This window comes from Massilia agilis (assembly GCF_024756255.1).
Classification (GTDB): Bacteria; Pseudomonadota; Gammaproteobacteria; order Burkholderiales; family Burkholderiaceae_D; genus Telluria; species Telluria agilis.
On sequence record NZ_JANUHB010000001.1, the window covers coordinates 1,104,542 to 1,126,488 of the forward strand.

22 protein-coding genes are annotated in these 21,947 nt (G+C 66.5%); 11 read left to right on the forward strand and 11 right to left on the reverse strand.

Annotated elements, in window-relative coordinates:
* Positions 1 to 55 precede the first annotated feature (55 nt).
* Complete coding sequence (gene cphA, locus NX774_RS04985) at positions 56 to 2,626, forward strand: cyanophycin synthetase (protein ID WP_258821048.1); 2,571 nt, start codon at positions 56 to 58, stop codon at positions 2,624 to 2,626.
* A 195-nt stretch (positions 2,627 to 2,821) separates the two neighbouring features.
* Here cphA and NX774_RS04990 read toward each other — a convergent pair whose 3' ends face one another.
* Positions 2,822 to 3,472, reverse strand: coding sequence for a PEP-CTERM sorting domain-containing protein (locus NX774_RS04990; protein ID WP_258821049.1), 651 nt, complete (start codon positions 3,470 to 3,472; stop codon positions 2,822 to 2,824).
* A gap of 255 nt (positions 3,473 to 3,727) precedes the next feature.
* On the opposite strand from NX774_RS04990, the gene mutS reads away from it, so the two are divergent.
* Both mutS and NX774_RS05000 read left to right on the forward strand, forming a co-directional pair.
* Complete coding sequence (gene mutS, locus NX774_RS04995; RefSeq protein ID WP_258821050.1) at positions 3,728 to 6,388, forward strand: DNA mismatch repair protein MutS; 2,661 nt, start codon at positions 3,728 to 3,730, stop codon at positions 6,386 to 6,388.
* A complete protein-coding gene (locus tag NX774_RS05000; RefSeq protein ID WP_258821051.1) occupies positions 6,388 to 7,323 on the forward strand; it encodes a hypothetical protein in 936 nt (311 codons plus the stop codon). Before mutS ends, NX774_RS05000 begins: the two co-directional genes overlap by 1 nt.
* 128 nt (positions 7,324 to 7,451) lie before the next feature.
* On the opposite strand, the gene NX774_RS05005 is transcribed toward NX774_RS05000, so the two are convergent.
* The gene (locus NX774_RS05005; protein WP_258821052.1) at positions 7,452 to 8,006 is read right to left on the reverse strand and encodes an FKBP-type peptidyl-prolyl cis-trans isomerase; all 555 of its coding nucleotides are present in this window, start codon (positions 8,004 to 8,006) and stop codon (positions 7,452 to 7,454) included.
* Positions 8,007 to 8,086: 80 nt separating this feature from the next.
* Here NX774_RS05005 and NX774_RS05010 point away from each other — a divergent pair, with 80 nt between their 5' ends.
* From NX774_RS05010 to NX774_RS05025, 4 genes are all read left to right on the forward strand, one after another.
* Entirely contained in the window at positions 8,087 to 9,208 is a 1,122-nt protein-coding gene (locus tag NX774_RS05010) for a ribosomal protein uL16 3-hydroxylase (protein ID WP_258821053.1), read from the forward strand.
* A 15-nt stretch (positions 9,209 to 9,223) separates the two neighbouring features.
* A complete protein-coding gene (locus NX774_RS05015) occupies positions 9,224 to 9,703 on the forward strand; it encodes a DUF7931 domain-containing protein (RefSeq protein ID WP_258821054.1) in 480 nt (159 codons plus the stop codon).
* A 280-nt stretch (positions 9,704 to 9,983) separates the two neighbouring features.
* Positions 9,984 to 10,238 (forward strand): hypothetical protein, encoded by a 255-nt coding sequence (locus NX774_RS05020; protein ID WP_258821055.1) that lies wholly within the window; start codon positions 9,984 to 9,986, stop codon positions 10,236 to 10,238.
* A gap of 109 nt (positions 10,239 to 10,347) precedes the next feature.
* A complete protein-coding gene (locus NX774_RS05025) occupies positions 10,348 to 10,836 on the forward strand; it encodes an aspartate carbamoyltransferase (protein ID WP_370660402.1) in 489 nt (162 codons plus the stop codon).
* A gap of 148 nt (positions 10,837 to 10,984) precedes the next feature.
* On the opposite strand, the gene bamC is transcribed toward NX774_RS05025, so the two are convergent.
* From bamC to NX774_RS05065, 8 genes are all read right to left on the reverse strand, one after another.
* The gene (bamC, locus tag NX774_RS05030; protein ID WP_258821056.1) at positions 10,985 to 12,118 is read right to left on the reverse strand and encodes an NlpB/DapX family lipoprotein; all 1,134 of its coding nucleotides are present in this window, start codon (positions 12,116 to 12,118) and stop codon (positions 10,985 to 10,987) included.
* A gap of 29 nt (positions 12,119 to 12,147) precedes the next feature.
* Positions 12,148 to 13,032, reverse strand: a complete 885-nt coding sequence (dapA, locus tag NX774_RS05035; RefSeq protein WP_258821445.1) for a 4-hydroxy-tetrahydrodipicolinate synthase — start codon at positions 13,030 to 13,032, stop codon at positions 12,148 to 12,150.
* Positions 13,033 to 13,084: 52 nt separating this feature from the next.
* Complete coding sequence (locus NX774_RS05040) at positions 13,085 to 13,648, reverse strand: class I SAM-dependent methyltransferase (RefSeq protein ID WP_258821057.1); 564 nt, start codon at positions 13,646 to 13,648, stop codon at positions 13,085 to 13,087.
* Positions 13,648 to 14,850, reverse strand: coding sequence for a tryptophan--tRNA ligase (locus tag NX774_RS05045; protein ID WP_258821058.1), 1,203 nt, complete (start codon positions 14,848 to 14,850; stop codon positions 13,648 to 13,650). Before NX774_RS05045 ends, NX774_RS05040 begins: the two co-directional genes overlap by 1 nt.
* Positions 14,851 to 14,857: 7 nt before the next feature.
* Positions 14,858 to 15,517, reverse strand: coding sequence for a site-2 protease family protein (locus tag NX774_RS05050; RefSeq protein ID WP_258821059.1), 660 nt, complete (start codon positions 15,515 to 15,517; stop codon positions 14,858 to 14,860).
* A gap of 183 nt (positions 15,518 to 15,700) precedes the next feature.
* Positions 15,701 to 16,324: an L-threonylcarbamoyladenylate synthase gene (locus NX774_RS05055; protein ID WP_258821060.1), complete on the reverse strand. Its 624-nt coding sequence runs from the start codon at positions 16,322 to 16,324 to the stop codon at positions 15,701 to 15,703.
* Between the two features lie 95 nt (positions 16,325 to 16,419).
* Positions 16,420 to 17,295, reverse strand: a complete 876-nt coding sequence (htpX, locus tag NX774_RS05060) for a protease HtpX (RefSeq protein WP_258821061.1) — start codon at positions 17,293 to 17,295, stop codon at positions 16,420 to 16,422.
* A 91-nt stretch (positions 17,296 to 17,386) separates the two neighbouring features.
* Positions 17,387 to 18,220 carry a 3',5'-nucleoside bisphosphate phosphatase gene (locus tag NX774_RS05065; protein WP_258821062.1) on the reverse strand — a complete coding sequence of 278 codons (834 nt, stop codon included), beginning with the start codon at positions 18,218 to 18,220 and terminating at the stop codon, positions 17,387 to 17,389.
* 86 nt (positions 18,221 to 18,306) lie between these two features.
* Between NX774_RS05065 and NX774_RS05070 the strand changes: the two genes are divergently transcribed.
* On the forward strand, positions 18,307 to 18,702 hold the full coding sequence (locus tag NX774_RS05070) for a GFA family protein (RefSeq protein ID WP_258821063.1): 396 nt from the start codon (positions 18,307 to 18,309) through the stop codon (positions 18,700 to 18,702).
* Positions 18,703 to 18,825: 123 nt separating this feature from the next.
* On the opposite strand, the gene NX774_RS05075 is transcribed toward NX774_RS05070, so the two are convergent.
* Positions 18,826 to 19,704 (reverse strand): alpha/beta fold hydrolase, encoded by an 879-nt coding sequence (locus NX774_RS05075; RefSeq protein WP_258821064.1) that lies wholly within the window; start codon positions 19,702 to 19,704, stop codon positions 18,826 to 18,828.
* 147 nt (positions 19,705 to 19,851) lie between these two features.
* On the opposite strand from NX774_RS05075, the gene NX774_RS05080 reads away from it, so the two are divergent.
* From NX774_RS05080 to NX774_RS05090, 3 genes are all read left to right on the forward strand, one after another.
* Positions 19,852 to 20,376 (forward strand): gamma carbonic anhydrase family protein, encoded by a 525-nt coding sequence (locus NX774_RS05080; RefSeq protein ID WP_258821065.1) that lies wholly within the window; start codon positions 19,852 to 19,854, stop codon positions 20,374 to 20,376.
* 3 nt (positions 20,377 to 20,379) lie between these two features.
* A complete protein-coding gene (gene hslO, locus NX774_RS05085; RefSeq protein WP_258821066.1) occupies positions 20,380 to 21,333 on the forward strand; it encodes an Hsp33 family molecular chaperone HslO in 954 nt (317 codons plus the stop codon).
* A 94-nt stretch (positions 21,334 to 21,427) separates the two neighbouring features.
* Complete coding sequence (locus tag NX774_RS05090; protein WP_258821067.1) at positions 21,428 to 21,856, forward strand: acyl-CoA thioesterase; 429 nt, start codon at positions 21,428 to 21,430, stop codon at positions 21,854 to 21,856.
* The last annotated feature ends 91 nt before the right edge of the window (positions 21,857 to 21,947 follow it).

The following is a 21,947-nucleotide window of genomic DNA, read 5'->3' on the forward strand; positions in this document are numbered from 1 at the left end:
CCGCTGCCGCGTCGTCGCCAAAAGGCGCGCGGACCACACAAAGGATTGAAGGTTTATGGAAGTATCACGCGTACGGGCCCTGCGGGGTCCTAACCTCTGGAGCCACCATACCTCGGTGGAAGCCATCGTCAAGTGCACGCCCGACGAGGAGTCCATCGCCGCCCTGCCCGGCTTCGAGACCCGCCTGCGCACGCGCTTCCCCCACGTCAGCCAGCTCGCGCCGACCGGCCATGACAAGACGGTGCCGATGGCGCAGGTGCTGGAACTGGCCGCGCTCGACCTGCAGGCGCAGGCCGGCTGCCCGGTCACCTTCAGCCGCACCACCGCGACCATCGAGCCGGGCGTGTACCAGGTGGTGGTCGAATACACCGAAGAGGAAGTCGGCCGCCTGGCGCTGGACCTTGCGCAGAAGCTGTGCGAAGCGGCGCGCGACGACACCCCGTTCGACCTGGAAGCGGCGCTGGCGCAGCTGCGCGAACTGGACGAGGACGTGCGCCTGGGCCCGTCCACCGGCTCGATCGTGCACGCCGCCGTAGCGCGCGGCATTCCGTACCGCCGCCTGACCGAAGGCAGCCTGGTGATGTTCGGCTGGGGCAGCCGCCAGCGCCGCATCCAGGCTGCCGAAATGGACTGCACCGGCGCGATCGCGGAATCGATCGCACAGGACAAGGAACTGACCAAGAAGCTGCTGCATGCGGCCGGCGTGCCGGTGCCGCTGGGCCGCACCGTGAGCGACCCGGACGACGCCTGGGCCGCCGCGCTGGAGATCGGCCTGCCGGTGGTGATCAAGCCGAAGGACGGCAACCAGGGCAAGGGCGTGACGGTCAACGTGACCACGCGCGAGCAGCTCACCGCCGGTTTTCACACCGCGAGCGAGTTCCGCGACGAGATCATGGTCGAGCGCTACCTGCCGGGCCACGACTTCCGCCTGCTGGTGGTGGGCGACAAGCTGGTGGCGGCCGCGCGGCGCGACCCGCCCTCGGTGGTGGGCGACGGCGTGCACACCGTGCGCGAACTGGTCGAGATCGTCAACAAGGACCCGCGCCGCGGCAGCGGCCATGCAACCTCGCTGACCAAGATCCGCTTCGACGACATCGCGCTGGCCAGCCTGGCCAAGCAGGGCTACAACGCCGACTCGGTGCCGCCCAAGGGCGAGCGCGTGCGGCTGCGTAACAACGCCAACCTGTCCACCGGCGGCGCGGCCACCGACGTGACCGACGACGTGCATCCGGAAGTGGCGGCGCGCGCGATCGCCGCGGCCAACATGGTGGGCCTGGACATCTGCGGCGTGGACCTGGTCTGCGACAGCGTGCTCAAGCCCATCGAGGAGCAAGGCGGCGGCATCGTCGAGGTGAACGCCGCGCCGGGCCTGCGCATGCACATCTCGCCTTCGTTCGGCAAGGGCCGCGCGGTGGGTGAGGCGATCATCTCGACCATGTTCAAGGACGGCGACGACGGACGCATCCCGGTGGTAGCGGTGACCGGCACCAACGGCAAGACCACCACCGTGCGCCTGATCGCGCACCTGCTCAGCGCTTCGGGCCTGCGCACCGGCATGACCAACACCGACGGCGTGTACATTGAAGGCCGCCGCATCGACAGCGGCGACTGCAGCGGCCCGCGCAGCGCGCGCAACGTGCTGCTGCACCCGGACGTGGACGCGGCCGTGTTCGAGACCGCGCGCGGCGGCATGCTGCGCGAAGGCCTGGCCTTCGACCGCTGCCAGGTGGCGGTGGTGACCAACATCGGCGCGGGCGACCACCTGGGCCTGAACTACATCACCACGCTGGAAGACCTGAAGGTGCTCAAGCGCGTGATCGTGATGAACGTGGCGCCGGGCGGCATGGCCGTGCTCAACGCGGCCGACCCGATGGTGGCCAGCATGGCCGAGAAGACCAAGGGCGACGTCACCTTCTTTGCGCTGGACGGCACGCACCCGCCGCTGTCGATGCACCGCGCCAAAGGCAAGCGCGTGGTGTTCGTCGAGGACGGCATGCTGGTCGCGGCGCAAGGCAAGTTCGAGCAGCGCCTGGCGCTTGCCGACGTGCCGCTCACCCGTGGCGGCGTGATCGGCTTCCAGGTCGAGAACGTGATGGCCGCAGTGGCCGCCGCCTGGGCGGTGAACGTGCCGTGGGACGCGATCCGCATCGGCCTTGCGACCTTCAAGGGCGAGAGCAACAACGCGCCGGGGCGCTTCAACGTGTTCGACTATCGCGGCGCGACCGTGATCGCCGACTACGGCCACAACCCGGACGCGATGCAGGCGCTGGTCAACGCGGTCGAGGCCATGCCGGCCAAGCGCCGCCTGGTCCTGATCAGCGGCGCAGGCGACCGCCGCGACGAGGACATCCGCGACCAGACCCGCATCCTGGGCGGCGCGTTCGACGACGTGCTGCTGTACCAGGACCAGTGCCAGCGCGGCCGCGCCGACGGCGAGGTGATCGCGCTGCTGCGCGAGGGCCTGGCCGGCGCCACCCGCACCAGCCATGTCGAGGAAATCAACGGCGAGTTCGTCGCGATCGACCGCGCGCTCTCGCGCTTGGGCGAGAGCGATCTGGCGCTGATCCTGATCGACCAGGTGGACGAAGCGCTGGCGCACATCGCCAAGCGCGTGGCCGAAGGCTGACCAGCAAGAGAGCCCGCCAATTTGCCAACGTCGTCCCCGCGCAGGCGGGGACCCATGCGTCGCGTGACAGTATGCGGCGCATGGGTTCCCGCCTGCGCGGGAACGACGGCCATGCAGACAGGCAGAGGCCCGCTCGCGCGGGCCCCTGCCTCCCCCGATGCCAGCCGGCGCTGCCGCCGGCCGAACAACGTCCCTTCAAACCTGCCGGCGCCGGCGCAGCGCGCCCATGCCGATCAGGCCAAGTCCCACGATCGCCACCGTTCCCGGCTCCGGCACCTCGGCCGCAGTACCGATGGTGATGTCGAGCGACGCGCCAAAGTACTGGAGCGGATCGCCCCTGCGCGTGTCCTGCACAAACAGCGTCCAGGTGCCGAACATGTCCAGACCGTCGAAGACGGAAAGCGGCTGAACCGGCGCATACGAACCCGCCCGCATCTTGCCGCCCGCGGTCGTTACGGCCTCGTCATCGAAGGTCAGCTGGATGCGGCCCAGGCCCGGCGTGTTACCGTTGCTGAAGGTGCCCTGCTGGACCAGGCTGACCGGCTGCCCGTTCGGGCCCGTGAGCGAAAACACGATCTCGCTGTCGAACGCGTTGCCCCTGCCGATGCAGCGGTTGTTCGCATCCAGCAGCGGCCCGTCGGCGCCGTTGTTGTCGCATTTGGCAAAATCGATCGTCAGGTTCAGGTCCTGGATCGTCCCGTGCGTGGTCACCGAGAGCGTACGGGTGCCCGAGCTGCCGTCGAAAATCCCGCCAACCGAATTGGTCGACACCACGGTCGCCTGGGCCTGAGCCCCCGCTGCCACCAGCACACCGGCCACCACTGTATTGAGTACCTTGGTTTTCATTGTTGTCCTTTTTTTCTGGGTTTTGCGCTGTTGGGTTAAGCGCTTAACACTTAGCAGGATCCGTGCCAAAAAAGTGAAACCCAGCAATATCAACCACTTAGATAAATGGTCGCGGCGTTCCGGCCACCGCGTGTAAAAAAATTCGACAACGAAAACCTGCAACCGCCAGGCCGCGCCCTCTGGCGAGCAGGACCGATCGCGGTAAAATGGCGCCCTTGGCTTGCAACCTGCTCTGCCGTACCCACACAACGAGAAATGACCACTGTCCCGAACGAGATCAACGCCGCCGCGGCAAAGAGCAGCGCGACGGAAAAGCACACGCCGATGATGCAGCAGTACCTGCGCATCAAGGGCGACTACCCGACCATGCTGGTCTTCTACCGCATGGGCGACTTCTACGAGCTGTTCTTTGACGACGCCGAGAAGGCGGCGCGCATCCTCGGCATCACGCTGACTGCACGCGGTTCGTCGAACGGGGTGCCGATCAAGATGGCCGGCGTGCCCTTCCACTCGCTCGACCCCTACCTGGCCAAGCTGGTGCGCATGGGCGAGTCGTGCGCGATCTGCGAGCAGATCGGCGACCCGGCCACCAGCAAGGGTCCGGTTGAGCGCAAGGTGGTGCGGGTGGTTACGCCGGGCACCCTGACCGATGCCGACCTGCTGCCCGAAAAGGCGGAGCGCCCGCTGCTGGCCGTGTGCACGCTCACCCAGCGCAAGGTATCCACCTGCGGCCTGGCCTGGCTGTCGCTGGCCTCGGGCGCGCTCAAGCTGATGGAATTCTCGGGCGACGCGCGCACCGTCGGCGCGCGCCTGGCGCAGGAGCTCGAGCGCATTGCGCCGGCCGAGGTGCTGCGCGCGGACGATGGCGGCGACCTGTTCGAAGACAGCCCGATCGGGCACACCCAGCACGTGCCGGAGTGGCACTTCGACGTGGTCAAGGGTCACAAGGCGCTACTCGACCAGCTGGCGGTGGCCACCCTGTCGGGCTATGGCGCCGACGGCCTGGGTGCGGCATTCGGCGCGGCCGGCGCGCTGCTGCGCTATGCCCAATCGACGCAAGGCCGCGGGCTGCAGCACGTGAAGAGCCTGGCCGTCGAAAGCGAGAACGAATTCATCGGGCTGGACGCGGCCACCCGCCGCAACCTGGAGCTGACCGAAACGATTCGCGGGCAGGAGTCGCCCACGCTGTTTTCGCTGCTGGACCACTGCCGCACCGCGATGGGCTCGCGCCTGCTGCGCCACTGGCTGCACCATGCAAGGCGCGACCAGGCGGTGGCACGCGCGCGCCACCAGGCGCTGCAGGCGCTGATCGAGCGCGACGCGGCGGGCAGCCTTTTGGCCACGCTGTCGCAGGTGCCGGATATCGAGCGCATCACCACCCGCGTGGCGCTGCTGTCGGCGCGCCCGCGCGACCTGGCCAGCCTGCGCGACGGCCTCACGCAGCTGCCGGCGCTGCGCGCACAAGTGGCGCAGTGCTTCATCCCGGGCGACACCTGCCTGCTGCACGAGATCCACGCGGCGCTGGCCACGCCGGACGCCTGCCTGGACCTGCTCGCGCGCGCCATCGCCGAGGAACCGGCAGCCATGGTGCGCGACGGCGGCGTGTTCGCGCGCGGCTTTGACGCCGAACTGGACGAGCTGCGCGCGCTGTCCGAGAACGCCGGCCAGTTCCTGGTGGACCTGGAGACGCGCGAGCGCGCCCGCACCGGGATCGCCAACCTGCGCGTCGAGTACAACAAGGTGCACGGCTTTTACATCGAGGTCACCAACGGCCAGGCCGACAAGGTGCCCGAGGACTACCGCCGCCGCCAAACGCTCAAGAACGCCGAGCGCTACATCACGCCCGAACTGAAGGCGTTCGAGGACAAGGCCCTGTCGGCGCAGGACAAGGCGCTGGCACGCGAAAAGCTGCTGTACGACCAGCTGCTGGCCGACCTGGCTCCGTTCATCGGCCAGCTGCAGTCGATCGCGCGCGGCCTGGCGCAAATCGACACGCTGGCCGCGCTGGCCACACACGCCGTTCGCAGCAACTGGTGCGCGCCGCAGCTGGTGGACGAGCCGTGCCTGGACATCGTCGAAGGCCGCCACCCGGTTGTCGAGAACCAGATCGAGCGCTTCATCGCCAACTCGTGCCGGCTGTCGGACGACAAGCGGCTCTTGCTCATCACCGGCCCCAACATGGGCGGTAAATCGACCTTCATGCGCCAGGTTGCGCTGATCACGCTGCTGGCCTACGTGGGCAGCTACGTTCCGGCCGCCAGCGCCACGATCGGCCCGATCGACCGTATCTTCACGCGCATCGGCGCCTCCGACGACCTGGCCAACGGCCGCTCGACCTTCATGGTGGAGATGACCGAATCGGCCGCGATCCTCAACGGCGCCACCGACCGCTCGCTGGTGCTGATGGATGAAGTGGGGCGCGGCACCTCGACCTTCGACGGCCTGGCGCTGGCGTGGGCGATCGCGCGCCATTTGATCGAGACGAGCCGCAGCTTCACGCTGTTTGCGACCCACTACTTCGAGCTGACCCAGCTGCCGGAGGCCCACCCGAGCGCGGTCAACGTGCACCTGTCGGCGGTCGAGCACAAGGACAGCATCGTGTTCCTGCACGCGGTGCAGGACGGGCCCGCCTCGCAGAGCTACGGCCTGCAGGTGGCGCAGCTGGCGGGCGTGCCGCCGGGCGTGATCCGCGCCGCGCGCCGCCACCTGGCGCGGCTGGAGGCCCAGGCAGTGGATGGCGCCTCGCAGATGGACCTGTTTGCCCCGCCGCCGTGCGTGGAGCCGGAGGACGAGCCGGTGGCAGCGCTACCGGCCGCCGACGCCGTGCGCGCGGCGCTGGACGCGATCGATCCCGACGCGCTGACCCCACGCGAGGCGCTCGAGCGGCTCTACGAACTGAAACGCCTGGCCGCCTGATGCAACTGCTGTCCCGGTCCCTGCTGCTGTCCTGCGCGCTTCTGGCGCTGTCCGCCAGCGCCGCGCCCAAGCGTGAGGACGGGCAGCGCTTCGCCGTGATCGGGCACAGCTTCATCTCCGGCGGCGAAGAACACCTGAAGGCGGCGATCGCGGAAACCAGCGAGAAGTCGCTGGCGTTCGTGGTAGTGGCCGGGATCAAGGGCGTGCAGGAAGGCTGCGTGGACAAGCTGTACCAGCAGCGGCGCGAGCTCATCGACAACGCGCGGCGGCCGATGGTGGTGCTGCCTGCGGCCAGCGACTGGACCGAGTGCAAGAACTCGGCCGGCCGCTCGAACGCGATCGAGCGCCTGGCGCGGCTGCGCGAGCTGTTCTTCGCCGAGTCGCAGTCGCTGGGCGAAAAGAAGATCGCGCTCACGCGCCAGTCGATGAGCCCGCGCTTTCGCAGCTATGCCGAGAACGCGCACTGGGAAGTGGGCAAGGTGCTGTACGCGACGATCAACCTCCCCTCCAACAACAACCACTATGTGCCGGCGGCGGGCCGCAACAGCGAGTACGAGGACAGGCTGGTGGCCAACCGGTTCTGGCTCAATCGCCTGTTTGCGATTGCTAAAAGCGACAAGGTCGAGGCGATCGTGCTGTTCTCGGAAGGCGACCTGAAGCCGTTCTCGGAGCCGACCGGGCTGCGCGCGCTGCTGCGGCGCGCGCCGGCAGGACATGACGGCTTCGCCGAGCCGCGCCGGCAGGTGCTGGCGCTGGCGCAGAAATTCGCGGGCAAGGTGCTGCTGGTCGATGGCGCAGGGCTGCCGAAAGGCGCGAAGCCCGGCATCGAGTGGCGCGGGAATGTGGGGCACCTGTCGGTGGGGCCCGGTGCGCTGGAGGTGCGCGTGAAGACCGATGGGGAGCCGAAGTTCACCGTCAAGGACGCGGCGGACTAGTCGGCCATCGTAGGGTGGGCGGGTCTCCCGCCCACGCGTTCAACGGGCGTTGGCAAGCCGTGCGGCGTGTCACGCTTGGGTTGAACGCGTGGGCAGACAAGCTGCCCACCCTACAACATCCGGGTTGCTTATTGCAGAGGGTGGCTGCGGAAGTGGTCGCCCGGCTCGCTGTCGTCGAGCTCCTGGTGGCCGTGCTCTTCGTGGTGGCCATGCGCGCCGTGCACGTGCTCGTGCGCGATCTCTTCCGCCGTTGCCGCACGCACGTCGATCACCGACAGCTCAAAGCGCAGCGCCATGCCGGCCAGCGGGTGGTTCCCGTCCAGCACCACCTTGTCTTCCGCGATTTCCGTCACCGTGAAGATGGTCGGCTCGTCGTCCGGGTCGCCGCCCTCGGCCATGCCTTCGAACTGCATGCCCACTTCGATCGGCCCGGGCAGGCGGTCCTTCGGCTCGACCTTGATCAGGGCCGGGTCGTAGTCGCCGAACGCGTCTTCGGGCTCGATCTGGATGACCGACGAATACCCGACATCCTTGCCGTCCAGCTCTTCCTCGATCTTGGGCAGCGTGTTCTCGTACCCGCCGTGCAGGTACACCATCGGCTGGGTGCCTTCTTCGATCAGGTTGTTCTGGGCGTCCGACAGGCGGTAGTTGACCGTCACGACCGTGTTCTTGGCAATCTTCATCGCACATCCTTTCGTTGTAAGGAGCGGATTATACCCCCAGCCCCGCTTTGCCCCTGTCCGGCGAAGGTTATAATGAATCCATGCAAAAATTACAGCTCCTCGGCAACCTGACGCCCGCCCAGTTCCTGCGCGATTACTGGCAAAAGAAACCCCTGCTGATCAAGCAGGCCATCCCCAATTTCAAACCGCTGCTCAAGTTCGAAAAACTGGCCGAACTGGCGCGCCAGAACCACGTCGAGTCGCGCCTGCTCACGCACGCGAACGGCGATTGGAATTTGCAGCACGGCCCGCTGGCCGAACTGCCGCCACGCGAGCAGCGCGAATGGACCATGCTGGTGCAGGGCGTGAACCTGTACGACGCGCGCGTGGACGCGCTGCTGCGCCAGTTCCGCTTCGTGCCGCAAACGCGGCTGGACGACCTGATGATCAGCTTTGCCACCGATGGCGGCGGCGTCGGCCCCCACTACGATTCGTACGACGTGTTCCTGCTGCAGGCGCACGGCAAGCGCCGCTGGCGCATCAGCAAGGGGGGCGACCAGACCCTCGTCGACGGCCTGCCGGTCAAGATCCTCGCCAACTTCGAGCCGGACGAAGAGTACGTGCTCGAGCCGGGCGACATGCTGTACCTGCCGCCGCTCTACAACCACGACGGCATCGCCGAGGGCGAGTGCATGACCTACTCGGTGGGCTTCAGGGTGCCGAACTTCCAGGAGCTGGGCGAGAACTTCCTGCAGTTCATGGCCGACTCGATCGACCTGCCGGGGCTGTACACCGACCCCGCGCTCAAGCCTGCCACCAAGCCGGCCGAGATCCCGGCCGACATGCTGGCCACCGTCACCGAGGAACTGAACAAGGTGCGCTGGGACGAAGAGGATGTGGCCATCTTCCTCGGCGAGTACATGTCCGAGCCGAAGCACAACGTGTTCTTCACGCCGCCGGCCAAGCCGCTGGCAATCGGCCGCTTCCTCGAATCGGCCGAAAAGCGCGGCGTGAAGCTGTCGCTCAAGACCCAGATGCTCTACCGCGGCAAGCACGTGTTCATCAACGGCGAGTCGTTCCAGGCCGGGCGCGCCGACAAGCCGGCACTGGCCCTCTTGGCCGACGAGCGCGCGCTCGATGGCGCCGCGATCGCCAGCGCCACCGAGGACGTGCGCGACGCGCTGTACACCTGGTACCACGACGGCTGGCTTGAACTTGCCTGATACGGGAGAGACGCGATGACCGAACCGCAGCTGTTGCCAGTGACCACCCACGCCGAGTTCGATGCGCGCTTTCGCGATTGCCTCGCGCGCTCGCACGTGACGCTGCAGCTGTTCGATCCGGACTTCGCGGTCTTCCCGCTGGGCGACAGCGGCGTGGATGCGGCGCTGCGCGCTTTCCTGCACGGCAGCGGCACGCTGCAGCTGGCGGCCCACTCCACGGCCCACATCGAGCGCCATTACCCGCGCTTTTTGCGCCTGCTCCGCGATTATTCGCACCGCGTCGAGTGCCGCGTCACCAACAGCGTGCTGCGCCAGCTCACGGACTCGTTCTGCATCGCCGACGGCATCCATGTGCTCAGGCGCTTCCACAGCGACCATATCCGTGGCCAGGCCGCGTTCGACGCGCCCGGCGCTGCCGAGATTCCCAAGCAGCGCTTTGCCGCCATCTGGGCCGAATCTTATGTTGCACTGCAACCAACAGCAACCGGCTTGTAATGCTTATCGTTCTACTACTGGTGATGGCCCATTGTGCAACGCAGTAGCATCTTGTAACAAAATGAATGTTGCGGTGTCACAAAAACCTGCCATGTTAGCATCGTTTCCTATTGCGATTCAGTAAATTTGGCTATAACATATCCTGTTAGGAACGTTTCGTTGTCTGTCGGGCACTATTTAGCGTTTTGAAAGCTGACGAGAATTCCTGACGAGCGATAATTACCGGTAATTATTCATCGCACCAAGCAGTACTTACTTTTGAATTAATTAAGGAAAACCCATGAAAAAATCCCTGCTGATCGTCTCCCTGTTGGCTGTTGCTCTGGCTGCTTGCAGCAAAAAAGAAGAAGCTCCTGCTGCTCCGGCACCGGTCGTCGAGGCTGCTCCGGCTGCTGCTCCGGCCGCTGCTCCGGCTGACGCTGCTGCTCCGGCTGCTGCTGCAGCTTCGGACGCTGCTGCTGCCGCTTCGGCTGCTGCTTCGGCCGCTTCGGAAGCCGCTTCGGCTGCCGCTGCCGCTCCGGCTGCTTCGAAGTAATCAGCTTTTCCTGATTAAGAAACCGGCCTTCGGGCCGGTTTTTTTTCGCCTGTACGCCGGGCGCCGCGTAAGATTGGCACTTGGCTGGCATGCCTTGAAGAGGTAGCAGATGAATAAATCGATGGTGGTATTATTGCTGCTCGCCGCAGCCCCCGTTTTCGCCCAGCAGGCCACGCCTGAGCGCCAGGCCGAGGTGGCGCGGCGCGGAGCCCAGGTGATGCCGTTCGAGCTCACTGCGACCACCCACGTGTTCACGACGACGTCGGACGGCGGCGTGCAGCGGGTGGTGGCAAAGGATCCGTCAGACGCGCGCCAAACGGGCCTGGTACGCGCTCACCTGCGCGAGATTGCGCGGCAGTTCAAAGACGGCGATTTCTCGGCGCCTGCGCGCATCCATGGCGATGCGATGCCGGGGCTGGCGCGGCTGAAGGCAGCGGCGCCGGGGCAGGTGCAGGTCGCGTACCGCGAGGTCGATGGCGGGGCCGAACTGGTGTACCGCAGCGACGATCCGCAGCTGGTGGCGGCACTGCACGAATGGTTCGGGGCGCAGCTGGCCGACCATGGCAAGGATGCGATGGCAGGACACCACCATCATTGAACGGCTCGCCGCCTCCGTTGGATCAACCTTTAACCTTGGCACGTCGTCCCCGCGCAGGCGGGGACGACGGTTCCAAATGCGCGAGTGGACGCAGACGTCGCCAAATAAAAAACCGGCCATGCAGGCCGGTTTTTTTTCAACGAGCAATTTATTTCAACTCGTCGTTCAGGAGCTTCAGGATCTTCGCGCCGGTCGGCGTGGTGACGGGCTTGCCCTCGTTGGTCAGCACGGTCACGTCGCTGCTGGCGCCGCCCTGCGCGCCCTTGACCAGCACGCGGTAGCGCTGCGCTTCCTTGGCCTTGTCGTCGTTGCCGAAGCTGAGCAGCTTGGAGAAGAAGCCCTGCTTGTCCGCGCCTTCCGGATCGACGTAGCGCACGAAGTAGATGCCCTGCACGCGGTCGCGGTCCTCGACGGTGAAGCCCAGGCGGTCCAGCGCCAGGCCCACGCGGCGCCATGCGCGGTCAAAGCCTTCGTCCACTTCCACATGGTCCACCAGCAGCTTGGCGTGCTGCGGCGCCGGCGCGGCGCTGTTGACCACCGCTTCGGCCGCCTTCACATTGCTGCTGCCGGTCAGGCGCGCCATCAGGCGGGCCAGGAACATGACTTCGAGCTGCGGGTCGTTGGCGCGGGTGGTCCAGGCGGTGCCGCCCTCTTTCTGCACCACTTCCTCGGCGCCGCGGTGGCTCAGGTAGATCTCGGTCGAGCCGTCCGGCAGGCGCTCCAGGCGGGTGCGGAACTTGTCGCGCTCGCCGGTGGAATAGGCCGAGTCGAAGACCTTGCCGATCGCGTTGCGGATGAAGTCCTGCGGGATCTTCGAGCGGTTCTCGGCCCAGTTGGTTTCCATGATGCCGGCCGCCGGATTTTCGGTTTCGACGGTGAAGCCCGAATCGGCCCAGAAGTCCTTCAGCTGCGGCCACAGCTGCTCGGGGCTGGCCTTGACCACCAGCCAGCGCTGGTTGCCGGCGCGCTCGACGCGCACCTTGTCGGTCGAGACCGGGCTGATCTGCTCGGCGGCAGCGGCCACGGTGGCCGGGCCGGCCTGCTGCAGGCCCGAGGCGGTGGCCACGCCACGGCCGTCAGGGATGGCGTAACGATTGTCCTTCTGCAGCTGGGTCAGGTCCGGCGGCACGTCCAGCGGAGCGGCTTTCTTGGCGGCCTTGTAGTCCACCTTGTCCGACTCGAACACGGTGGTGCAGGCAGCCAGGCTGAGCGCGAGCACGGACAGCGTCAGCGCACGCACGGCAGGTTGGGAGGCCAGGGGCTTGTTCTTTGCAATAGTCATATCGTTACTGGGTTGGGGCCCGTGCGGGCTCAGGACTTCAGGGAGATGCCAGCTTCGCGCAGGGCGCCGCGCACCACGTCGTGGAACTGGGCCGACAGCGGCGCGAGCGGCAGGCGAATGCCAGACGGCATCATACCCATTTCCGCCAGCGCCCACTTGACCGGCACCGGGTTCGGCTCGACGAACAGCTTGTTGTTCAGGCCGAGCAGGCGGTTGTTGAGCTCGATGGCGCGCGGGATGTCGCGCGACATCGCCGCCACGCACATCTCGTGCATCAGGCGCGGGGCAACGTTGGCGGTGACCGAGATGTTGCCCGAGGCGCCGCAGAACATCAGCGCCATGGCGGTGGCGTCGTCGCCCGAATAGACGGCGAAGTTGCTTGGCACGGCCTTGAGCAGTTCCAGGCCGCGGCCGATGTTGCCGGTTGCGTCCTTGATGCCGATGATGTTGTCCACCGGCGCCAGGCGCAGGATGGTGTCGTTGCTCATGTCGGCCACGGTGCGGCCCGGCACGTTGTACAGGATCACCGGCAGGTCCACCGCTTCGGCGATGGCCTTGAAGTGGCGGTACATGCCTTCCTGGGTCGGACGGTTATAGTACGGAACCACCTGCAGCGAAGCGTCGGCGCCGACTTCCTTGGCGTGGCGGGTGAGCGCGATCGCTTCGGCAGTCGAGTTGCCGCCGGTGCCGGCGATCACGGGGATGCGCCCTGCGGTGTGTTCCACTGCCAGCTTGACCAGCTCGCAGTGTTCTTCTGGGGAGACGGTGGCCGATTCGCCGGTAGTGCCGACGATCACCATCGCATCGGTGCCTTCCGCAACATGCCAGTCGATCAGCTTGCGCAGGCCGTCCTTGTCGAGACTGCCGTCTTCGAACATCGGAGTGACGATGGCTACTATGCTGCCCTTAATCATATTCAAGACCGTGCCGGTAAATAAAAATTGGATTGTAGCGGATAGCCTGCCGTTATGGTTGCTTCTGCCGAGATAAATGGTCGAGTTTTGCGTCGCTCCATGCATATGCCGGGCCCGCCGCGCACAGGCGCTGCACGCGCGCCGGCGTGGGCTCGTCCGTGACGCCGTCTTCAAACGCGATCACGCGCAAGCCCCCTTCCCTTGCCTGTTCGAGCAGCTCGCCCGCGCCCAGCAGGAACAGCGGGTTCGACGGCTTGCCGAACACCTCGTTGCCCACGGCGAAGGTTTCGTACACGAGCACGCCGCCCGGGGCGAGCGACTTCATCAGCGCCGGCATCAACGGCCGGTGCAGGTAGTTGGTGACGACGATGCCGGCAAAGCGGCCGGCCTCGAACGGCCAGGGGGCGCCTTCGGCCTCGAGGTCGTATTCCATGGTCCGGATGCCGGGGCCGCCGGCGGCTGCCAGCGCCTGTCGGTCGCGGTCCAGCGCCAGCACCGGGTGGCCGAGCGCAGCCAGCAGGCGCGCATGGCGGCCGCTGCCGCAGGCAAGGTCGAGCACTTCGCCCGACGGCACCAGCGGCGCCCAGCGGCGCACCCAGGACGAAGCCGTATCCATCAGCTGTAGTCCAGCCCCATGGCCTCGCGCACGTCGCGCATGGTTTCCTGGGCCAGCTTGCGGGCCTTCTCGCAGCCGTCGGCCACGATCGCGCGCACCAGCGACGGGTCGTCCAAGTATTGCTGCGCACGCTCGCGCATCGGTTCCTGTTCGGCCAGCACGGCATCCACCACCGGCTGCTTGCACTCCAGGCAGCCGATGCCGGCGCTGGTGCATCCCTTCATGACCCAGTCCTTCGTCTGCTCATCCGAATACACCTGGTGCAGCTGGAACACCGGGCACTTGAGCGGGTCGCCGGCATCGCTGCGGCGCACCCGCGCCGGGTCGGTAGGCATGGTGCGGATTTTCTTGGTGACCGATTCGCGGTCCTCGCGCAGCGTGATCGCGTTGCCGTAGCTCTTGGACATCTTGCGGCCATCCAGGCCCGGCAGGCGCGACGCCTCGGTCAGCTTGACCTGCGGCTCGACCAGGATGATCTTGCGGCTGCCCTCGAGGTAGCCGAACAGGCGCTCACGGTCGATGTTCGAGAGGCTGCCCGCTTCGTCCAGCATGGCCTGGGCCTGCGCCAGCGCGTCTTCCTTGCCCTCCTGCTGGAAAGCGGTGCGCAGCTCGGTGTAGAGCTTGGCGCGCTTGCTGCCCAGCTTCTTGACCGCTTCCAGCGCTTTTTCCTCGAAGCCCGGCTCCTTGCCGTACAGGTGGTTAAAGCGGCGCGCGATCTCGCGCATCATTTCGATGTGCGGGATCTGGTCCTCGCCCACCGGCACCTGGGTGGCGCGGTAGATCAGCACGTCGGCCGCCTGCAGCAGCGGGTAGCCGAGGAAGCCGTAGGTGGCCAGGTCGCGGCTGGACAGGTTTTCGATCTGGTCCTTGTAGGTCGGCACGCGCTCGAGCCAGCCCAGGGGCGTGGCCATCGACAGCAGCAGGTGCAGCTCGGCGTGCTCGGGCACCTTGGACTGGATGAAGATGGTCGACTGCGACGGGTCGATGCCGGCCGCGAGCCAGTCGATCACCATGTCCCAGGTGCTCTTCTCGATGATGGTCGGGTCGTCGTAGTGGGTGGTCAGCGCGTGCCAGTCGGCCACGAAGAACAGGCAAGGCAGCTCGGACTGCATGCGGATCCAGTTTTTCAGGGCTCCGTGGTAGTGGCCAAGGTGCATGGCGCCGGTGGGGCGCATACCGGAAACGACGCGATCGGGATACATAATGAGGTCAGGTGAGGATGAGTTGCAGGGGGCTGGCGATCAGGTTGATCAGGCCGTAACCGAGGTTCGACACGCCGGCCAGCCAGAAGTCGAGCACATGGGTCACGAGCAGCGCCATGACGATGAAAAAGCCGTACGGTTCGAGCTGCGCGAACTGGTAGCCCAGGCGCGGCGGCAGGATGCTGGTGACCACGCGGCCGCCGTCCAGCGGCGGGATCGGCACCAGGTTCAGCGCGAAGAAGATCAGGTTGATGCGAATGCCGGCGCGCGAGACTTCGAACAAGAAGCCGTCCGGGCCGCTGTAGGCCGCGACCAGCAGGCCGACGATCAGCCAGCCCAGGGCCATCAGCAGGTTCGAGCCGGGGCCGGCGATGGCGACGAAGGCCGACTGCTTGCGCGGGTTGCGCAGGTTGCCGAAATTGACAGGCACCGGCTTGGCGTAGCCGAACATGAAGCTGCCATGGCTGATGAAGTACAGCAGCAGCGGCATGAGCACCGTGCCGACCGGGTCGATGTGCTTGAACGGGTCCAGGCTCACGCGGCCGGCGACGTAGGCGGTCTTGTCCCCGAAGTAATTGGCGACGTATCCGTGGGCAGCTTCGTGCAGGGTGATCGCGAAGAGAAGAGGCAGCGCGTAGACTGCGATGGTGCGTATGAGTTCATCCATAAAGGGGGATTCTATCAGAGGCGGCGCGGCGGCAGCCCGGAAATGGGGGCGGCCACCAGCGATTGCACGTCGTCCCCGCGCAGGCGGGGACCCATGCCGAGTTCGCGGGCCCACGCCAGCTGTTCGACGCTGCGGCGTGTCTATGGGTCCCCGCCTGCGCGGGGACGACGTTCGAAGGCTAACTTACAGGCCAAAGGCGGCGGCGTCGCCCCTGCCCTGCCGCACCAGCTCGGGCGCTGGCCCGGTCAGGTCGATGACCGTGGTCGGCTCCAGCGTGCCGGCGCCGCCGTCGATCACCAGGTCGATCTGCTTGCCGAGGCGCTCCTGCACCTCGTCCGGGTCGGACAGCATGTGTTCGTCGCCGGGCAGCTGCAGCGTGGTGCCGATCACCGGCTCGCCCAGCTCTTCGAGCAGCGCCAGCAGGATGCGGTTCTCGGGCACGCGCAGGCCGATGGTCTTGCGCGACGGGTGCGACAGGCGGCGCGGCACTTCGCGCGTCGCTTCCAGGATCACCGTGTACGGCCCGGGCGTGGTGGCCTTGAGCAGGCGGTACTGCTGGTTGTCCACGCGCGCGTACTGCGCGATCTCGGACAGGTCGCGGCACAGCAGCGTCAGGTGGTGCTTCTCGTCCACGCCGCGGATCCGCCGCAGGCGCTCGACGGCAGCCTTGTCGTCGAGCCGGCACACCAGTGCGTAGGCCGAGTCGGTGGGCACGGCGACGATGCCGCCGCTGCGGATGATCTCCGCGGATTGCTTGACCAGCCGGGGCTGGGGATTGTCGGGGTGGATCTCGAAAAACTGGCTCATTCAAACCCTTGTAAATCGTAGGGTGGGCTCTTGAGCCCACGCGGTGATACGCGCCGCGTGCCCAACCGCGTGGGCACGAGTGCCCACCCTACATGTCAGCGCAGCTGCTGCAGCGCCGCGATACGCTCTTCCAGCGGCGGGTGGCTGGCAAACAGCGCGCCCCAGCCGCTGCCGCCGCCCGAGATGCCGAACGCCTGCATCGATTGCGGCAGGTCGGCCGAGTGCATCTGGCCCAGGCGGGCGAGCGCGTGCTGCATCGGCAGCGTGCTGTTCAACAGGCGTGCCGAGCCGGCGTCGGCACGGAACTCGCGGTAGCGCGAGAACCAGGCCACGATCATCGAGGCCACCAGGCCGAACACGATCTCGCACACGAACACGCTGATCATATAACCGATGCCCGGGCCGCGGCGCTCGTCATTCCCGCGCAGCAGGACCTGGTCGACGAAGAAGCCGACCACGCGCGACAGGAACACGACGAAGGTGTTGACCACCCCCTGGATGAGCGTGAGCGTGACCATGTCGCCGTTGGCGATGTGCGCCACCTCGTGGCCGAGCACGGCTTCCACTTCCTCGCGGTTCATGCCCGAGAGCAGGCCCGTGGACACGGCCACCAGCGCCGAATCCTTGAATGCGCCCGTGGCAAACGCGTTCGGTTCGCCCTCGTACACCGCCACTTCGGGCATGCCGATGCCGGCGCGCTGGGCCAGGCCCTGCACGGTGTTGACAAGCCACAGCTCGGTCGAGTTGGCGGGCTGCTCGATCACGCGCGCGCCGGTCGACCATTTGGCCATCGGTTTGCTCATGAGCAGGGAGATGATCGAACCGGTGAAACCGACCACCAGCGAGAACACCAGCAGCGCGCCCAGGTTGTTCGGCCCGACGGTACGGCCGATGCCCAGCACGTTCAGGACGATCGACAAGACCAGCACGACCGCAAGGTTGGTCGCGAGGAACAGAATGATGCGCTTCATGGATGCAGCCTCCGGGGCCAGGTTGGTATTAACAGGCCGCTAAGATACGGCTGCCACCCGGAAAATTCAAGGGCTCAGCCTTAACCGCAGCTTAAAACCAGTCGTGCCACACCGGGGTCAGGCCCGGCGGCAGCGGCGGCAGCAGCGCAAAGTCCACGCGCGCTTCGCCCGGGCCATGGAAATCGGTGCCGCGCGAGGCGAGAAAGCCGAAACGGCGGGCGACCTCGGCATAGGTTGCGTACTGGTCGGGCGAGTGACTGCCGGTCACCACTTCGATCGCGTTGCCGCCGAGCTGCCTGAACTGGTCGAACAGCGCGTCTTCCGCCACCTGGGCGAACTTGTAGCGGCCCGGGTGGGCGATGACGGGAATGCCGCCGGCGCCGCGGATCCAGCTGACCGCTTCCTCCAGCGTGGCCCAGCGGTGCGGCACGTAGCCGGGCTTGCCTTCAGACAGGTACTTGCGGAACACGTCGGCGGTGGAGTCGCAGGCGCCGATCTCGACCAGGTAGCGGGCGAAGTGGGTGCGCGACATCAGGTCGGGGTTGCCGACGTACTTGAGCGCGCCCTCATAGGCGTTGTGGATGCCGACCTTTTCCAGCTGCGCGGAAATCTCGTGGCCGCGGCGGTCGCGACCGCTGCGGGTTGCCTCCAGGCCCTTGCGCAGCGCCTCGTTGTGCTCGTCGATGTGCAGGCCGACGATGTGCACCGTCTGGCCGGCCCAGGTGATCGAGATCTCGACGCCCGAGACGAAGCGCATGCCCAGCTCGCCGGCGGCCTGGCGCGCGGCCTGGATGCCATCGACTTCGTCGTGGTCGGTCAGCGCCCACACGTCCACGCCCGCCTTGCGCGCAAAGGCGGCAACGTCGGCGGGCGCGAGCAGGCCATCGGAGACGGTGGAGTGGCAGTGCAGGTCGACGTTCATCATGCATCCATTGTACGCTGCATTGGCCGCCGCTACCTGTTGAGCTCGCTACGGCGGTGCTACAGTTGAGGCTTGAGAAAAGGACAAGAATGACGACTTATCACGGGAGCTGCCATTGCGGGGATGTGCGCTTCGAGGCGGACATCGATCTCGCCCTTGGGACCATCAAGTGCAACTGTTCCATCTGTACCAAGATGCGCTGGTGGGCAGCGGTGGTGGCGCCGGGGGCGTTTCGGTTAAGCAGCGCTGCGCAGCCGGGCGAGTACCGCTTTCTCACCCGGCGCGACGGGCATTACTTTTGCAAGAAGTGCGGGATCCATACGCATTCGACCGGGGAGTCGCCGCGGATGGGGCCGTTCGTAGCGGTGGCGGTGGCGTGCCTGGATGATGCGACGCCGGAGGAACTGATCGCGGCGCCGGTGCGCTGGCTGGATGGGCGCAACGAGATCTGGGATGCGGCGCCGCTTGAAACGCGGCATTTGTAGAACCGTCGTCCCCGCGCAGGCGGGGACCCATGCTGAGTTTGCGATCCTTGCGCGCTTCGCCAAGTGCGAGCGTTCCATGGGTCCCCGCCTGCGCGGGGACGACGGGTTGGGGTTGTGACGAACTCAGGTTGCCAGGAACTCTTCGATCATGCGCGCCAAGAGCTCCGGCTGGTCGTGGTGCAGCATGTGGCCTGCGTCCGGCATCATGCGCAGGGTGGCGTTGGCCAGGTGCGACAGGCGCCGGTCCACCTCGGCCCGCGCCTGCTCCTTCGGGCCCATCCAGCGCCACATGTTGGTGTCTTCGGCCTCCACCGACAGCACCGGGGCCGTGATCTGGCGCCAGCAGGCCAGCACCTCGTCGACGTGGTACAGCAGCGGCCCGTGTTGCTTGTGGGCCGGGTCGCCCAGGATCTGCCATTGGCCCGAGGCGTCCTGCGCCGCCCAGTGCTGCGCGAGGAAGGCGGCGCGCTCGTGCGGCAGGCGCGGGTTGGTCTTCTGCAGGCGCGCCGCGACCTCGGCCAGGCTGGCGTAGCCGCGCATCTCCGGCGGCTGGTGCAGCTGGTCGAGCCAGTCGGCAAGCCGCCCCGGCCACTGCTCCGGCGTCGTTGCCGGCAGGCCAAAGCCTTCCAGGTTGATCAGCCGGCCCACGCGCTGCGGGCGCGCGCCGGCGTAGATGCCGGCCACGTTGCCGCCCATGCTGTGCCCGAGCAGGTTGACCGCCTCGCCGGGCGCGTAGTGGTCGAGGATGAAGTCGAGGTCGGCCACGTAGTCGGCGAACCAGTAGGTGTCGGTGCCCGCGCGCTCGGTCAGGCCGAAGCCGCGCCAGTCGGGCGCAATCACGTGCCAGTCGCCCTGCAGGCTGTCGACGACGAACTGAAACGAGGCGGACATGTCCATCCAGCCGTGCAGCATGAACAGCTTGGGCGCGCCTTGGCGGCCCCAGTGGCGCACGTGGGTGGACAGGCCGCGCACGGTGATGAAATCGGAACGGGATGGCTTCATGGCAAAATAAAAAAGTACGATCGTGCGGATTATACGCCGGCGGTTGATTTCCCGCCGGTCAGCCCCATCTGGCCCCAATCGGACGGGCGGCGGACCCGAGGGCGTAAAATAGCGATATTTTTAACTCTCCTTTCGCGAGCACATCCTATGGCGATTTACCAGCTGGGCGAGCATGCCCCCGAGATCGATGCGTCGGCCTTTGTCGCCGAGTCGGCCAACCTGATCGGCAAGGTCACGGTCGAGGCGAATGCCTCGGTCTGGTTCGGTGTGACGGTGCGCGGCGACAACGAGCGCATCACGATCGGGGAAAACAGCAATATCCAGGAAGGCACGGTGATGCATACCGACATGGGCTTTCCGCTGACGGTGGGCAAGAACGTGACGGTGGGCCACCAGGCCATGCTGCACGGCTGCACCATCGGCGACGGCGCCCTGATCGGCATCCAGGCCGTGGTGCTCAACGGCGCGAAAATCGGCAAGGGCTGCCTGGTGGGCGCCGGCGCGGTGGTCACCGAAGGCAAGGAGTTCCCGGACAATTCGCTGATCCTGGGCGCGCCCGCCAAGGTGGTGCGCACGCTCACGGAAGAAGACCTGCAACGCCTGTCCAGCAATGCCGCGCACTACGTGACGCGCGGCCAGCGCTTCAAGGCGGAGCTCAAGAAAATCGGATAGACAATGACGACAGTAGACAAGGACACCCTGCAACGCTTCATCTTCGAGAACGCCGCCGTGCGCGGCGAGCTCGTGGAGATTTCCAACGCCTGGCAAGAGATCCAGGCGCGCCACAACTATCCGCCCGCGGTGCGCGCGGTGCTGGGCGAGATGGTCGCGGCCGCGGCCCTGCTGTCGGCCAACCTGAAGTTCAACGGCTCGATCGTGATGCAGATCCACGGCGACGGCGCGGTGCGCCTGTTGGTGGTCGAGTGCGATGCCGCCTTGCGCGTGCGCGCCACCGCCAAGCTGGCGCCCGATGTGGAGGTGCCGGAGCAGGCGACGATCAGCCAGCTGTTCAACGCGCACGGCAAGGGCCGCTTCGTGATCACGCTCGACCCGCAGGACAAGGTGCCGGGGCAGCAGCCGTACCAGGGTATCGTGCCGCTGGTGGGCGAGGATATGGCGACCGTGATCGAGAACTACATGCTGCGCTCGGAGCAGATGGATACCAAGCTGTGGCTGGCAGCGGACGACAAGGTCGCGCGCGGCTTGCTGCTGCAGAAGCTGCCGCGCAACAGCAACGTGGAGGGCCAGGTCCGCCAGGCCACCGAAGAGGAAGACCTCGAGACCTGGAACCGCGCGGTGTCGCTGGCCAGCACGCTCAAGCGCGACGAGATGCTCGTCACCGACATCGCCACGCTGATGCGGCGCCTGTTCTGGGAAGAGACGCTGCGCGTGTTCGACCCGGCGCATCCCGAGTTCCATTGCAGCTGCACGCGCGAGAAGGTGGGCGACATGCTCAAGATGCTGGGGCAGGCCGAGGTGGATGACGCGCTGGCCGACCTGGGCTCGCTGTCGATCAACTGCGACTTCTGCGGCAAGCACTATGCGTTCGACAAGGTCGATTGCGCGCGGCTGTTTGCCGGCGGCAGCACGGTCGATGCGACGGCGCCGGCCAGCGGGACCCGTCATTAACCCGTAGGGTGGGCTCTCGAGCCCACGCGGACGCACGCGGCGCGTGAGAACGCGTGGGCACAAGTGCCCACCCTACCCGACAAACGACAACAATATGCGCGACACGCCCCGCTCCGCCTTTCCGCACTTTTGCGAAATTGCGACCCGCTGGATGGACAACGATGTGTACGGCCACGTCAACAACGTCCATTACTACAGCTATTTCGATACGGCGGTGAACCGCTTCCTGATCGAGCGCGGCGTGCTCGATATTCATGGCGGCGAGGTGGTCGGGTTCGTGGTGGAGACCGGGTGCGCGTATTTCGCGCCGGTGGTGTTTCCCGATACCGTGCACGTGGGCGTGCGCGTGGCAAAGCTGGGCAATTCGAGCGTGAAGTACGAGATCGCGCTGTACCGGAATGACGAGCCGCTGCCGTCGGCCGCCGGGCATTTCGTGCATGTGTACGTGGACCGCAAGAGCAACCGGCCGGTGCCGATCCCGGCGCCGGCGCGGGCGGTGCTGGCGGGGCTGTGCGTCGCCTGAGTTGGCGGTACGGCGTTTGCCGTTGCAATTGAAGACAATCTGGTCGGAACGCATGGTGCAGAATGCTGTTTTTTGGGAAGGCAAAGGCACA

Excerpts from the sequence above, each read along its gene's own strand:
- cphA (WP_258821048.1), top strand. The coding sequence starts at position 56 with ATGGAAGTATCACGCGTACGGGCCCTGCGGGGTCCTAACCTCTGGAGC.
- NX774_RS04990 (WP_258821049.1), bottom strand. The coding sequence starts at position 3,472 with ATGAAAACCAAGGTACTCAATACAGTGGTGGCCGGTGTGCTGGTGGCA.
- mutS (WP_258821050.1), top strand. The coding sequence starts at position 3,728 with ATGACCACTGTCCCGAACGAGATCAACGCCGCCGCGGCAAAGAGCAGC.
- NX774_RS05000 (WP_258821051.1), top strand. The coding sequence starts at position 6,388 with ATGCAACTGCTGTCCCGGTCCCTGCTGCTGTCCTGCGCGCTTCTGGCG.
- NX774_RS05005 (WP_258821052.1), bottom strand. The coding sequence starts at position 8,006 with ATGAAGATTGCCAAGAACACGGTCGTGACGGTCAACTACCGCCTGTCG.
- NX774_RS05010 (WP_258821053.1), top strand. The coding sequence starts at position 8,087 with ATGCAAAAATTACAGCTCCTCGGCAACCTGACGCCCGCCCAGTTCCTG.
- NX774_RS05015 (WP_258821054.1), top strand. The coding sequence starts at position 9,224 with ATGACCGAACCGCAGCTGTTGCCAGTGACCACCCACGCCGAGTTCGAT.
- NX774_RS05020 (WP_258821055.1), top strand. The coding sequence starts at position 9,984 with ATGAAAAAATCCCTGCTGATCGTCTCCCTGTTGGCTGTTGCTCTGGCT.
- NX774_RS05025 (WP_370660402.1), top strand. The coding sequence starts at position 10,348 with ATGAATAAATCGATGGTGGTATTATTGCTGCTCGCCGCAGCCCCCGTT.
- bamC (WP_258821056.1), bottom strand. The coding sequence starts at position 12,118 with ATGACTATTGCAAAGAACAAGCCCCTGGCCTCCCAACCTGCCGTGCGT.
- dapA (WP_258821445.1), bottom strand. The coding sequence starts at position 13,032 with ATGATTAAGGGCAGCATAGTAGCCATCGTCACTCCGATGTTCGAAGAC.
- NX774_RS05040 (WP_258821057.1), bottom strand. The coding sequence starts at position 13,648 with ATGGATACGGCTTCGTCCTGGGTGCGCCGCTGGGCGCCGCTGGTGCCG.
- NX774_RS05045 (WP_258821058.1), bottom strand. The coding sequence starts at position 14,850 with ATGTATCCCGATCGCGTCGTTTCCGGTATGCGCCCCACCGGCGCCATG.
- NX774_RS05050 (WP_258821059.1), bottom strand. The coding sequence starts at position 15,517 with ATGGATGAACTCATACGCACCATCGCAGTCTACGCGCTGCCTCTTCTC.
- NX774_RS05055 (WP_258821060.1), bottom strand. The coding sequence starts at position 16,324 with ATGAGCCAGTTTTTCGAGATCCACCCCGACAATCCCCAGCCCCGGCTG.
- htpX (WP_258821061.1), bottom strand. The coding sequence starts at position 17,295 with ATGAAGCGCATCATTCTGTTCCTCGCGACCAACCTTGCGGTCGTGCTG.
- NX774_RS05065 (WP_258821062.1), bottom strand. The coding sequence starts at position 18,220 with ATGATGAACGTCGACCTGCACTGCCACTCCACCGTCTCCGATGGCCTG.
- NX774_RS05070 (WP_258821063.1), top strand. The coding sequence starts at position 18,307 with ATGACGACTTATCACGGGAGCTGCCATTGCGGGGATGTGCGCTTCGAG.
- NX774_RS05075 (WP_258821064.1), bottom strand. The coding sequence starts at position 19,704 with ATGAAGCCATCCCGTTCCGATTTCATCACCGTGCGCGGCCTGTCCACC.
- NX774_RS05080 (WP_258821065.1), top strand. The coding sequence starts at position 19,852 with ATGGCGATTTACCAGCTGGGCGAGCATGCCCCCGAGATCGATGCGTCG.
- hslO (WP_258821066.1), top strand. The coding sequence starts at position 20,380 with ATGACGACAGTAGACAAGGACACCCTGCAACGCTTCATCTTCGAGAAC.
- NX774_RS05090 (WP_258821067.1), top strand. The coding sequence starts at position 21,428 with ATGCGCGACACGCCCCGCTCCGCCTTTCCGCACTTTTGCGAAATTGCG.